This window comes from Ideonella oryzae (assembly GCF_024055665.1).
Taxonomy (GTDB): Bacteria; Pseudomonadota; Gammaproteobacteria; order Burkholderiales; family Burkholderiaceae_C; genus Ideonella; species Ideonella oryzae.
Window position 1 is genome coordinate 20,723 of the sequence record NZ_JAMXMC010000004.1, and the last position, 13,353, is coordinate 34,075.

The window sequence follows — 13,353 nt, forward strand, 5'->3', positions numbered from 1 at the left end:
GGTTCAACGCCCCCGAGCCGCGCTCCGGGGCGTGTTGTCGTTTCATGCGCGTCCCGCGCGCCCCGCCCCATGCAACTGCCCCACATCGCCCCCGGCAAACGATTCACCCTGCCCCGCCCCACCGGCTCGGCCGACGCCCTGCTGCTGGCGCGCCATGCCCAGGCCCGGGTGGCCGAGGGGCAGGTGCTGGGCATCGTCACCGCCGAGCCGGGCGACGCCCAGCGCCTGGCCGAGGAGATGGCCTTCTTCGCCCCCGGGCTGCGGGCGGCGGTGTTCCCGGACTGGGAGACCCTGCCCTATGACACCTTCAGCCCGCACCAGGACCTGATCTCCGAGCGCCTGTCCACGCTCTGGCGCATCCACAGCGGCACGGTGGACGTGGTGCTGCTGCCGGCCACCACCGCGCTCACGCGGCTGGCGCCGCCCTCCTTCCTGGCCGGCACCACCTTCCAGTTCAAGCAGAAGACCAAGCTGGACGAGGCGGCCCTGAAAAGCCAGCTGACCCTGGCCGGCTACAGCCATGTGAGCCAGGTGGTGTCGCCCGGCGAATACGCGGTGCGCGGCGGCCTGATCGACCTGTTCCCCATGGGCTCGCCGGTGCCCTACCGGGTGGACCTGTTCGACAACGAGATCGACTCGATCCGCACCTTCGACCCCGACAGCCAGCGCAGCCTCTACCCGGTGCCCGAGGTGCAGCTGCTGCCCGGGCGCGAGTTCCCGATGGACGAGGCGGCGCGGCAGCGCTTTCGCGAACGCTGGCGCGAGAAGCTCGAAGGCGACCCGACCAAGAGCCGCATCTACAAGGACATCGCCCAGGGCATCGCCACCGCCGGCATCGAGTACTACCTGCCGCTGTTCTTCGACGAGACGGCGAGCATCTTCGACTACCTCGGCGCACAGGCCAGCCTGGTGCTGCACGGCGAGGTGGACGAGGCCCTGCAGCGCTTCTGGACCGACACGCGCGAGCGCCACCGCTTCCTGCAGCACGACCCGGAGCGGCCCATCCTGCCGCCCGAGGCCATCTACCTGAAGGTGGAGGAATTCTTCACCCGCACCGGCGCCCATGCCACGCTGGCCCTGCGCGGCAGCGAGCCGGTGGACTGGGCCCGCCCGCTGCCCGACGTGAGCGTGAGCCGCGGTGCCACCGAACCCCTGGGGGCGCTGGAGAAGCACCTGGACGGCACCCCCCACCGCGTGCTGCTGATGGGCGAGAGTGAGGGCCGGCGCGAGAGCCTGCTGGAGCTGCTGCGCGACCACAAGATCCAGGTGCCCACGGTCGAGACCCTGGCCGACTTCCTGGCCGGCGACGAGAAGGTGGCCATCACCGCCGCCCCGCTGACGGCCGGTTTCTTCTGGCACGAGCCCGAAGCCCAGGTGGCGGTGCAGTTCATCACCGAGGGCGAGCTCTTCGCCAGTGCGCCGGGCACCCGGCGGCGGCGCAAGCAGGAGCAGACCAGCAACGTCGACGCGCTGATCAAGGACCTCTCGGAGCTGAAGCTGGGCGACCCGGTGGTGCACTCGGCCCACGGCATCGGCCGCTACCAGGGCCTGGTCAGCATCGACACCGGGCTGGAAGGCCCCAGCGAGTTCCTGCACCTGGAATACGCCGACCAGGCCACGCTCTATGTGCCGGTCAGCCAGCTGCACCTGATCAGCCGCTACACCGGCGTGAGCGCCGAGGAGGCCCCGCTGCACAAGCTGGGCTCCCAGCAGTGGGACAAGGCCCGGCGCAAGGCCGCCGAGCAGGTGCGCGATGCCGCGGCCGAGCTGCTCAACATCTACGCCCTGCGCGCCGCCCGCGAGGGCATGGCCCACCGTTTCTCCCCACACGATTACGAGGCCTTTGCCGCCAGCTTCGGCTTCGAGGAAACGCCCGACCAGCAGGCCGCCATCCATGCGGTGATCCAGGACATGATCAGCCCGCGGCCGATGGACCGGCTGGTCTGCGGCGACGTGGGTTTCGGCAAGACCGAGGTGGCCCTGCGCGCGGCCTTCGTCGCGGTGCACGCGGGCAAGCAGGTGGCCCTGCTGGCGCCCACCACGCTGCTGGCCGAGCAGCATTACCAGACCATCGTCGACCGCTTCGGCAAGTGGCCGGTCAAGGTGGCCGAGCTGAGCCGCTTCCGCAGCGCCAAGGAAGTCAAGGTGGCGCTGGAGGGCATTGCCGACGGCAGCATCGACATCGTCGTGGGCACGCACAAGCTGCTGTCCAAGGACGTGCAGTTCAAGCGCCTGGGCCTCTTGATCATCGACGAGGAACACCGCTTCGGTGTGCGCCACAAGGAGGCCATGAAGGCCTTGCGCGCCGAGGTGGACGTGCTGACGCTGACCGCCACCCCCATCCCCCGCACCCTGGGCATGGCGCTGGAGGGGCTGCGCGACCTGTCGGTCATCGCCACCGCGCCGCAGCGTCGCCTGGCCATCAAGACCTTCGTGCGCAACGAGGGCAAGAGCGTGATCCGCGAGGCGGTGCTGCGCGAATTGAAGCGCGGCGGCCAGGTCTACTTCCTGCACAACGAGGTGGAGACCATCGAGAACCGCCGCCAGGCCCTGGCCGAGCTGATTCCCGAGGCCCGCATCGGCGTGGCCCACGGCCAGATGCCCGAGCGCGAGCTGGAGCGGGTGATGCGCGAGTTCACCACCCAGCGCTTCAACGTGCTGCTGTGCTCGACCATCATCGAGACCGGCATCGACGTGCCCAGCGCCAACACCATCATCATCAGCCGGGCCGACAAGTTCGGCCTGGCCCAGCTGCACCAGCTGCGCGGCCGCGTGGGCCGCAGTCACCACCAGGCCTATGCCTACCTGCTGGTGCCCGATGTGGAGGGCCTGACCAAGCAGGCCGGTCAGCGCCTGACCGCCATCCAGGAGATGGAGGAACTGGGCTCGGGCTTCTACCTGGCCATGCACGATCTGGAGATCCGCGGCGCCGGCGAGGTGCTGGGCGACAACCAGAGCGGCAACATGATGGAGGTGGGCTTCCAGCTCTACAACGAGATGCTGGCCGAGGCGGTGCGCGCGCTGAAGAATGGCGAGGAGCCCGACCTGCTAAGCCCGCACAGCGTCGTCTTCGGCGCCGCCACCGAGATCAATCTGCACACCCCGGCCCTGCTGCCCGACGCCTACTGCGGCGACGTGCACACCCGGCTGAACTTCTACAAGCGCCTGGCCACGGCCGAGAAGCCCGAGCAGCTCGACCGCCTGCTCGAAGAGATCACCGACCGCTTCGGCAAACTGCCCGCCCAGGGCCAGGCCCTGTTCGACACCCACCGCCTGCGCATCCAGGCCAAGCCCTACGGCGTGGTGAAGATCGACGCCAACCCCAAGCTGATGAACGTGACCTTCCGGCCCAACCCGCCGGTGGACGCGCTGCGCATCATCGAGCTGGTGCAGAAGAACCGGGCGGTCAAGCTGGTGGGCAACGAGAAGCTGCGCATCGACCGCGAGATCGCCGACCCGCGCGAGCGCGCCACCTACCTGCGCGACCTGCTGCGCTCGCTGGGCCAGCCGGTGAAGGCCTGAGCGGATGGCCGCCGGGCATCCTCAAGTTTGAGCGGGTTAAGAAAGCCGGAAGAATGCTGGAGGGAATATAGAAGAGCGGCTGCGGGACCGGCTTCCTACAGTGACGACACGCCAGCCCCATCGCGCTGGCGAGCACACCAACAGGAGCCAACATGCAGGACACTTCTCTCGCCCACCAGCACACCAACGCCGCCCGGACCTCCCCGGCCGCCACCGCGCCCCGGTACGACCTCTACCAGGGCATCCACAAGGCCCTGCGGCGCCTCTATGCCGACACCCTGGTGCGTCTGGGCCAGGCCGACCCGGACGACAGCCAAGCGATGGCACAGGTGCTGGGCCAGGTGCGCACCCTGTGCGACATCTGCGAGGTTCACTACGCCGATGAGGACCGCTTCATGCATCCGGCGCTGGAGCAGGCCCAGCCGGGCTGCACTGCGGCCATCACGGCGGAGCACGAGGTGCACCGCGACACGCTCGAATCAGTACGCGAGCTGACCGCGGTGGTCGAAGCCAGCCACGGCACGACCCGCAGTCAGGCCCTGAACCGCCTGTACCAGACGCTGGCCGTGCTGATGGCCGAGGACCTGATCCACATGCGGGTGGAGGACCAGGACTTCAACGCCGTGCTCTGGCGCCATTACGACGATGCTGCCCTCCAGGCCCTGGAGGGTGAACTGGTGGCGACCATCCCGCCGGCCATCATGATGGCCACGCTGCCTTGGATGATCGGTGCGCTCAATGCCCCCGAGCGCAGCGCCTTCCTCGCCGGCGCCCGTCAGGGCATGCCGCCGGCGGTCTTCGAGGCCGTCATCACCATCGCCCGGCGGGAGCTGCCCGAGGGGGAATGGAACAAGCTCGCGGCGGCGCTGTACCTGCCGCCGAACTGAGACACCAACCTGCGCGGACAGGTGCGGCCGGGCTCAGGCCTGCAGCGTCAGGCTCAGGGGCCGCTGCAGGCACAGCCGGAACCGGCCGCGGCCGGTGCGCACCAGCCGCAACCCCTCACAACGCTCCTCCAGCCGGCGGGTCAGCATCAACAGCCGGGCCTCCAGGTTGTCACCCACTTCGGGCAAGCCCAGGCTGGGTGCCAGCCGCAACTCGCGGTTGGAGAACTCGGTGCGGCCGTGGCGGGCGTGCTCCTGCAGCAGCAGCCAAAGAATGGAGCCGGCCAGGCCGCGGATCAGGTACTGGTCGTCCAGGAAGATGCTGCCGTCGGCCTCGAAATGGCGCACCCGCAGCAGTTCACCCTGGGGGTTGGCCCCAGCCTCGGCGGCCGCCGGCTCGGCAGGTTCCGCCTCGTCTGCCCGGGCCTGCAGGTGGCGCTGCAGGGCCCCCACATGGGCGGCCAATGCCAGCAGCGCATCCTCGTCGTCACCGGTGAAACGCTGGTCCCGGGTGCTTTCGACGAACAGCGCGCCAAGCAGCTCGCCACCGTCGCAGATGGGCACCGCCAGCTGGCTGTGCGGCTGCGGCAGCCCGGGCCAGGGAATCTCGTCCTCCAGCGGCTGCCCGCCCTCACGCACCAGGGCCTCGCGGATGGTCTGGTTGTAGGCCCGGTCCTGGGTCAAGTGGCCGATGCGGATGGGGGTGTGGGCGCGCGCGGCCACGCCGATGACGCCCTGGCCCACCGGAATCTCCGCCCCGACGCCGGAAGCGCCATAGCCGCGGCTGGCCACGGTGGCCAGGCACTGGCGCTCGCCTTCATGCATCAGCACCATGGCGTGATCGATCTCGAACTCGCGCTGCAGGGCGTCGAGCAGGGTGTCGAACAGCGCTTCAAGCGTCTGCGAGGGCATCAGTGCCTGCAGCGTTCGGCGCAGCGCGGCCAGGCGGTTGAGGCCGGGCGGGGCCTCCGGCAGCGTGGGAGCCCCCACCTGCACGACGGCCAGCACCTCGTAGACATCGGAACCGCGCAGGCGGAAGACCTCGGCCATCCCCACATGTGAGGCCACCCCGGCCAGCTTGGCCTTCATGCGCTCGAACAGCGGCCCCTCGGACTCGGTGCGCAGGTAGCGCGCCCGCAGCCGGTACATCGCCGCGGTGACGGGATGCACCACCAGCAGCTCCACCTGGGGGTTGTCCAGCACGTTGCGCCGAGTCTTGTTGAAGAACTGGAACGACAGGGCCACATGGCGCGCATCCACGTACTCCACCTGGGAGAGGTAGGCCACGTTGGGCTCGCCCTCGGCGCTGGCGGTGGCCATGACCCCGGGAATGCCGCCCTCCAGACAGGCCCTCACGCTGTCGACGGTCAGGCTCATGCGGCCCCCCCGGCGGGATCCAGCCGGGTGCCCGCGCGTGGGCCGGGTGTCTGCTCCCAGGCCTGGGTGGGGGTGAAACGCACGGCCCACACCGGGGCGGCCTGCGTGCTCTTGAGCGCATGGGCCAGTTCCCGGCTGAAGCCGATGCCCTCAAGCTCATCGGCGAAGTGCTCGACGCCCTGGGCCACATGGGCCAGATCCTCGGCCGTGGCCGGCTCCACCAGGGCGTCACGCCCCTTCAGTTGCACGGAGGCGTGGGTGGAGGGCTCGCTGAGCACCACGGCTACCCAGCCACGTCGGCGCAGATCTTCCAGCACCGGTTCGCGGCCGTGCTCGGGCACGTAAACGGACACCCGCGCGCGATCGGCGTCCCAGGCGAAGCCCACCGCGCGGATCAGGTGCGGCTGCCCTGCGGCATCACTGCTGCCCACGATGACCGAGATCGGGCGGGCCATCAGGGTCAGGATGCTTTCACCCAGCGTGATCGCCTGCGTCGGTGCGACGTCTTCCGTCATGTCCCTCATCCCTGTGGCTCCCGCCAGAAGCCTGTAGTCGGCCCAGGGGTGCAAGGGTGCCCGAGAACCCGCCGGCCGCCAAGTGGGCCGGGCCCGCCCGTAAAATCGGCCTCCTTCCTTGCCTGCCTGCCGGGGCGCCCTGCCCACCCGGCCCTCCGATGTCCCACACCGAATTCGCGCCCGGCCTGAAGGTCCAGGGCCTGACCCCGCCGCTGCGCCTGGCCGATTACCGCCTGGCCGCCTTCGACATGGATTCCACGCTGATCAACCTCGAGTGCGTGGACGAGATCGCCTCGGCCGTGGGCAAGAAGGCCGAGGTGGCCGCTATCACCGAGGCCGCGATGCGCGGCGAGATCGCCGACTACAAGGAAAGCCTGCGCCAGCGTGTGGCCTTGCTGCGCGGCGTGCCGGTGTCGGCCATGCAGGCCATCTACGACGAGCGCCTGCAGCTCAACCCCGGCGTGGCCACCTTCGTGGCCGCCTGCCAGGCCGCCGGCCTGAAGACGCTGCTGGTCTCCGGCGGTTTCACCTTCTTCACCGACCGTGTGAAGGACCGGCTGAAGCTGGATTTCGCCCGCTCCAATGTGCTGGAAATCGAGGGCGATACCCTGACCGGCCGCATGGTGGACCAGGTCTGGGGCGACATCGTGGACGGCGAGGAAAAGCGCCGCACCCTGCTGCAGACCTGCGAGCAACTGGGCATCGCCCCGGGCCAGGCCATCGCCGTGGGCGATGGCGCCAATGACCTGCCAATGATGGGCATGGCCGGCCTGTCGGTGGCCTACCACGCGAAGCCGGCCGTGCGGGCCCAGGCCAAGGTGTCGATCGAACAGGGCGGCATGGACCGCCTGCTCGAACTGCTGCGCTGAGCCTTCAGGGAACGTGCTGGCGTGACGCCTGGCACACACCGCGCACTTTCCCGGCTCAATCCCGGCCGGCTGGCGACCGATATCGCTGGCATGAGCCACATTCTGATCGTCGACCCCGTTGCCCCGCGCTGCCGGGTGGTGCTGGAACTGCTGGCCACCGTGGGCTGGGAGCCAGAGGCCGTTGCCACACCCTGGGACGCCCTGGATGTCCTCAAACGCAAGCCGCTGCAGTTGATCGTCGTCAACGGCGGCAGCCACAGCAGTGCAGGCCTGGGCCTGAGCTACCTGCTGCGCACCCACAGGGACTGGGCCCACATCCCGGTGCTGCAGCTGGGGGGCGACGAGGAAGAATCCGAAATCCGGGAGGCGCGCCGCGCTGGCGTGAACTTCCGCATCGGCTACGACACTGGCTTTGAGGACCTGCTGCTGCGCCTGGCCTTGCTGATGGGCAATGAGCCCGCCACACGCGCCATCATCGAAGCCTCGCCCGCGGGCGCTCTGGACGAGGCCCTGACCCAGGTCTGGCAGGCCCAGGCCGATCTGCTGCACGAACCGCATCTGCTGCCCGGCACGCTGCATGCCGCCCGCGAGGTGCTGGAGCGGCTGCTGAGCCTGCGCCGGGACGACGCCTCGGTGGAGGCGGCCATGGCCCTGACCCGCGTGCCGCGCGGCGGCCCGGCCCTTCGCCAGTGGGCCGACCGCCATCTGCCCTGCCCGCCGCAGACCCTGGACCCGGCCTTCGAACGGCTGATGGGCCGCTGCTTCGCGCCGCTCAGCTGGACAGCTGAGCCCAGGTCTTCTCCAACCGCTTGACCGACACCGGCTGCGGCGTGCGCAGTTCCTGGGCGAACAGGCTGATGCGGAGTTCCTCCAACTGCCAGCGGAAGTCGTCCAGCCGGCTGTCGGCCTGCCCCTTCAGATCCGCCAGACGGCGCTGGTAGCGCTGCTCCAGCGGGCGCAGCTCGGCCAGGCGCTGGCCGTCGCGCGCGGGGTCGGCCCGCAGCTTGTCCAGCCGCATCACGATGCCCTTGAGGTAGCGCGGGAAGTGCTGCAACTGCGCATAGGGCGTGAGCGCCACGAAGCGCTTGGGCACCAGGCGCTGCAGCTGGGCGGTGATGTCGTCGGCCACGTCCTTGGGCGGCCGCGCGTCCTTGAGCTTGCGCGCGGCGGCGGCGTACTCGGCCAGCACGGTGCCGGCCAGGCGGGCCACCTCCTGGGCGATCAGGTTCAGGCGGCTGCGCCCTTCCTCGATGCGGCGCTCGAAAGCCGGCTTGTCCTGCGGCAGCGGATCGGCCAGGAAGGCCTTGTCCAGCGCCACGTCGATGATCTGGGCCTTGAGCTCCTCGGCCGTGCCCAGGGGCATGTAGGCCACCGCCATCCTGGTGAGGTCGGGGATGTTCTTCTCGAGGTACTTCAGCGGCTCGCGGATCTGCAGCGCCACCAGACGGCGCAGGCCGCCGCGGTGCCTGGCCGCGGCCACGTCCGGTTCGTCGAAGACCTCGATCTCGACATGCGCGCCCTTGTCGATCAGCGCCGGAAAGCCGATCAGCGTCTGGCCGGCCTTGCGGATTTCCATGAGCTCGGGCAGCTCGCCGAAGGTCCAGGCGGTGTGCTGCTGCACCGGGGTGTCGGCCGGCGCGGGCGCAGCGGCCTTGACCACCGCCACAGCCGCCTGGCCGCCCGAGGGCGTGCGGATCATCTTCGGCTGCGGGGCAGGTTCCGGGCCGGCCTGCAGCTTCAGCGCGGCCAGGGCCTGGAAGGCCGAGCGCGCCTGCCCGCCCAGCTCGGCCTTGAGAGTGGCCAGTTGGCGGCCCAGGCCCAGCTGGCGGCCGTACTCGTCCACCACGCGGAAGTTCATGAACAGGTGGGGCGGCAACTGCTCGAGCTTGAAGTCGTTGCGCTGGATGGCCAGCTGGGTGCGCTCGCGCACGGCCTTGAGCAGCGCGTCCACCAGGGCCCCCTGGGCAAAGGGTGCGGTGGCGCAGAACTCGGCCACGAACTCGGGCAGCGGCACCAGGCGGGAGCGTGGCCGCTGGTGCAGGCTCTTGACCAGGGCCATCACCTTGGCCTCCAGCATGCCGGGCACCAGCCATTCGCAGCGTTCCTCGCTGACCTGGTTGAGCGCGTAGATGGGCACGGTGACGGTGACGCCGTCCTTGGGGTCGCCGGGCTGGTGCAGGTAGCTGGCCGCGCAGTCCACCCCGCCCAGACGCACCGTGCGGGGGAAGGCGCTGGTGGTCACGCCGGCGGCCTCGTGGCGCATCAGCTCCTCGCGGCTGAGCATCAGCAGCTTGGGGTTGTCGCAGCTGGCCTCGCGGTACCAACGCTCGAAGGTGGCGCCGCTGACCACCTCGGCGCCCACCTGCTGGTCGTAGAAGGCGTGGATCAGCTCCTCGTCCACCAGCACGTCCTGGCGGCGCGACTTGTGTTCCAGCTCCTCCACCTGGGCGATCATCTTGCGGTTGTGGGCAATGAAAGGCAGGCGGCTGTCCCACTCGCCATTGACCAGGGCCTCGCGGATGAAGATCTCGCGCGCAGTCTTGGGGTCCACCCGGCCGAAGTTCACCTTGCGCTGGTGGTAGATGACGATGCCGTAGAGCGTGGCGCGCTCCAGTGCGACGACCTCGGCAGCCTTCTTCTCCCAGTGCGGCTCCAGCAGTTGCTTCTTGAGCAGGTGGCCGGCGATGCGCTCGATCCATTGCGGCTCGATCGCGGCCAGGCCGCGGCCGAACAGGCGGGTGGTGTCCACCAGTTCGGCGGCCACCAGCCAGCGGCCCGGCTTCTTGGACAGGTGGGCGCCCGGGTGGCGCCAGAACTTGATGCCGCGCGCACCCAGGTACCAGTCCTCGTCGTCGGACTTGCAGCCCACGTTGCCCAGCAGGCCGGCCAGCATGGCCATGTGGACCTGCTCGTAGGTGGCAGGGCTCTGGTTCAGGCGCCAACCGTGTTCGGCCACCACGGTGTGCAGCTGGCTGTGGATGTCGCGCCACTCGCGCACACGGCGCGGGTTGACGAAGCTCTCGCGCAGCCGGGCTTCCTGCTGGCGGTTGCTGAGCTTGTGGCTGTCGGTCTTCTGGCCGGCCGCCCCCCCCTGTGCCCCATGCCCGTGCTGGCCGCGGCCTTCCTCGATCCACTGCCAGAGCTTGAGGTAGCCCATGAACTCCGACTTCTCGTCGTCGAACTTCTTGTGCTTCTCGTCGGCGGCCTGTTGCTGTTCCAGCGGGCGGTCGCGCACGTCCTGCCCGGACAGGGCCGAGGCGATGATCAGCACTTCGCTCAGGCTCTGGCGGTCGCGCGCCTCCAGGATCATGCGGCCCACGCGCGGGTCCAGCGGCAGCTTGGACAGCTCCTGGCCGATGGCGGTGAGCTCGTTGGCCTCGTCCACCGCGCCCAGCTCGCCCAGCAGGGCGTAGCCATCGGCAATGGCCTTGCGCGGCGGCTCTTCGAGGAAGGGGAAGTCCTCCACCGCGCCCAGGTGCAGCGACTTCATGCGCAGGATCACCCCGGCCAGCGAGGAGCGCAGGATCTCGGGGTCGGTGAAGCGCGGCCGGCCCTGGAAGTCCTTCTCGTCGTAGAGCCGGATGCAGATGCCGTTGGCCACGCGGCCACAGCGGCCCGCGCGCTGGTTGGCCGCGGCCTGGCTGATGGACTCGATCTGCAGCTGCTCGACCTTGTTGCGGTAGCTGTAGCGCTTGACGCGCGCCAGGCCGCTGTCGACCACGTAGCGGATGCCGGGCACGGTCAGCGAGGTCTCGGCCACGTTGGTGGCCAGCACGATGCGCCGGCCATTGCCCGGGCTGAAGACCCGGTCCTGCTCGGCCTGCGAGAGGCGAGCAAACAGCGGCAGGATGTCCGGCTGCGGCCCATGCCGCTGACGCTGAGCCAGGTGCTTGTTCAGGTGGTCGGCCGCCTCGCGGATCTCGCGCTCGCCGGGCAGGAAGACCAGGATGTCGCCCGGGCCCTCGCGCCAGAGCTCATCCACCGCGTCGGCGATGGCGTCGTTGAGGTCGAACTCCTTGCTCTCTTCAAAGGAGCGGTAGCGCTGCTCCACCGGGAAGGTGCGGCCGCTGACGAGGATGATCGGCGCCGGCCCCTTGGCCGAGGCGAAATGCTGCGCAAAGCGGTCGGCATCGATCGTCGCCGAGGTGACGATGATCTTCAGGTCGGGCCGGCGCGGCAGGATCTGACGCAGGTAGCCCAGCAGGAAGTCGATGTTCAGGCTGCGCTCGTGGGCCTCGTCGATGATGATCGTGTCGTAGGCCTTGAGCAGCGGATCGGTCTGGGTCTCCGCCAGCAGGATGCCGTCGGTCATCAGCTTGACGCTGGCGCCGGGCTGCAGCCGGTCGTTGAAGCGGACCTTGTAACCCACCACCTCGCCCAGCGGCGAGTTGAGCTCCTCGGCAATGCGCTTGGCCACCGAACTGGCAGCAATCCGCCGCGGCTGGGTGTGGCCGATCAGGCCCTGCCCGCCAGCGCCCAGGCCGCGGCCCAGGGCCAGCGCGATCTTGGGCAGCTGGGTGGTCTTGCCCGAGCCGGTCTCGCCGCAGACGATCACCACCTGGTGGGCCTGCAGGGCCTGGGCGATCTCCTCGCGCCGGCCGGAGACAGGCAGCGACTCAGGGAAGGTGATGGGCGGTACCGGCGTGGCGGGCCGTGGCGCACGCGGCGCCCCCGCGGATCGGGGCGGCCGGGGAGCGCGCGGGGCGGCGGCAGGCGCCGCGGGGGGACGGGTGCGGGAGGCGGAATCGGTCACAGGGCGGGGATTATCGGTGCTGGACCTGCGCCACGCCGTCCGCGGGGCCTCGGGGGTACGGCACAATTCCGTTCACCATGGACCTTGTCTTCCCCCATACCTTTGTCCCCTGGTTTCGCTCGGTGGCGCCGCACATCCACGCCTACCGAGGCAAGACCTTCGTGATCGGCATCACCGGCGAGCTGATTGCCGCGGGACGGCTGAACGCCTTCGTGCAGGACATTTCCATCCTGCACGCGATGGGGGTGCATCTGGTGCTGGTGCATGGTTTCCGCCCGCAGGTGAATGAACAACTGCAGGCCAAGGGCCATGCCTCGGTGTTTTCGCATGGCATGCGGGTCACCGACCCGGTGGCGCTGGATTGCGCCCAGGAGGCCGCCGGGCAGCTGCGGTTTGAAATCGAGGCGGCGTTTTCCCAAGGCCTGCCCAACACCCCGATGGCCAATTCCACGGTGCGGGTGATTTCCGGCAATTTCCTCACCGCGCGGCCCGTGGGCATCGTCGATGGCGTGGATTTCATGCACAGCGGCGTCGTGCGCAAGGTGGATGCCACCGCCATCCGCCGGGCCATGGACATCGGCGCCCTCGTGATGCTCTCGCCGTTCGGTTTTTCGCCCACGGGAGAGGCCTTCAACCTCTCGATGGAAGACGTGGCCACCGAGGTGGCCATTGCCCTGGGGGCGGACAAACTGCTGTTCATGACGGAGATCCCGGGCATCCGGGAATCCCAGGATGATCCGGACAGCCCGGTCGACACCGAAATTGCACTGCCCGACGCGCAGCGTCTGCTGGCCTCGCTGCCACGCCCCATGCAGCCCACCGACCCCGGCTTCTACCTGCAATATTGCGTGCGGGCCTGCCGGGGCGGCGTGGAGCGTTCCCACATTCTTCCGTTCGCCATGGATGGCGCCCTGCTGATGGAGGTTTTCACCCACGACGGCATCGGCACCATGGTCGTGGATGAAAAACTGGAGAGCCTGCGGGAAGCGTCCTCGGATGACGTGGGGGGTATCCTGAAGCTGATCGAGCCCTACGAAATGGATGGCACGCTGGTCAAGCGCAGCCGCACCGAAATCGAGCGGGATATCGCCAACTACACCGTGATTGAGCACGACGGCGTGATCTTCGGTTGCGCGGCGCTCTACCCCTATCCGGAAGCCAGGACCGGCGAGATGGCCGCGGTGACAGTGTCCCCGCAGGTGCAAGGTCAAGGCGACGGTGACAAGATCGTCAAGCGCATTGAGCAGCGCGCCCGCGCCATGGGGCTGGACAGCATCTTCGTGCTGACCACCCGCACCATGCACTGGTTCATCAAGCGCGGCTTCGTGCAGGTCAATCCCGAGTGGCTGCCCGAGGCCCGCAAGCGCAAATACAACTGGGACCGGCGCTCACAGGTTCTGGTCAAAAAACTCGGTTGAAACCGGGTCCCCTCA

General features: G+C 69.2%; 8 protein-coding genes. 5 read left to right on the top strand and 3 right to left on the bottom strand.

Annotated features, from left to right (window positions below):
• Positions 1-69: 69 nt before the first annotated feature.
• Together mfd and M0L44_RS06980 are read left to right on the top strand one after the other, a co-directional pair.
• Positions 70-3,522: a transcription-repair coupling factor gene (gene mfd / locus M0L44_RS06975; protein ID WP_252768933.1), complete on the top strand. Its 3,453-nt coding sequence runs from the start codon at positions 70-72 to the stop codon at positions 3,520-3,522.
• A gap of 152 nt (positions 3,523-3,674) precedes the next feature.
• Positions 3,675-4,409, top strand: coding sequence for a hemerythrin domain-containing protein (locus M0L44_RS06980; protein WP_252768934.1), 735 nt, complete (start codon positions 3,675-3,677; stop codon positions 4,407-4,409).
• A 33-nt stretch (positions 4,410-4,442) separates the two neighbouring features.
• Here M0L44_RS06980 and M0L44_RS06985 read toward each other — a convergent pair whose 3' ends face one another.
• Together M0L44_RS06985 and M0L44_RS06990 are read right to left on the bottom strand one after the other, a co-directional pair.
• On the bottom strand, positions 4,443-5,783 hold the full coding sequence (locus tag M0L44_RS06985; RefSeq protein WP_252768935.1) for a GAF domain-containing protein: 1,341 nt from the start codon (positions 5,781-5,783) through the stop codon (positions 4,443-4,445).
• Positions 5,780-6,298 (bottom strand): pyridoxamine 5'-phosphate oxidase family protein, encoded by a 519-nt coding sequence (locus tag M0L44_RS06990; protein ID WP_252768936.1) that lies wholly within the window; start codon positions 6,296-6,298, stop codon positions 5,780-5,782. The genes M0L44_RS06985 and M0L44_RS06990 overlap by 4 nt, the downstream gene beginning before the upstream one ends.
• Positions 6,299-6,456: 158 nt before the next feature.
• On the opposite strand from M0L44_RS06990, the gene serB reads away from it, so the two are divergent.
• The gene (gene serB, locus M0L44_RS06995; protein ID WP_252768937.1) at positions 6,457-7,167 is read left to right on the top strand and encodes a phosphoserine phosphatase SerB; all 711 of its coding nucleotides are present in this window, start codon (positions 6,457-6,459) and stop codon (positions 7,165-7,167) included.
• Positions 7,168-7,257: 90 nt separating this feature from the next.
• A complete protein-coding gene (locus tag M0L44_RS07000) occupies positions 7,258-7,980 on the top strand; it encodes a PleD family two-component system response regulator (RefSeq protein ID WP_252768938.1) in 723 nt (240 codons plus the stop codon).
• Here M0L44_RS07000 and hrpA read toward each other — a convergent pair.
• On the bottom strand, positions 7,940-11,986 hold the full coding sequence (gene hrpA / locus M0L44_RS07005) for an ATP-dependent RNA helicase HrpA (RefSeq protein ID WP_252768939.1): 4,047 nt from the start codon (positions 11,984-11,986) through the stop codon (positions 7,940-7,942). The two genes, M0L44_RS07000 and hrpA, sit on opposite strands and share 41 nt — an antisense overlap.
• A gap of 11 nt (positions 11,987-11,997) precedes the next feature.
• Here hrpA and argA point away from each other — a divergent pair, with 11 nt between their 5' ends.
• Complete coding sequence (argA, locus tag M0L44_RS07010; RefSeq protein WP_252768940.1) at positions 11,998-13,338, top strand: amino-acid N-acetyltransferase; 1,341 nt, start codon at positions 11,998-12,000, stop codon at positions 13,336-13,338.
• Positions 13,339-13,353 lie beyond the last annotated feature (15 nt).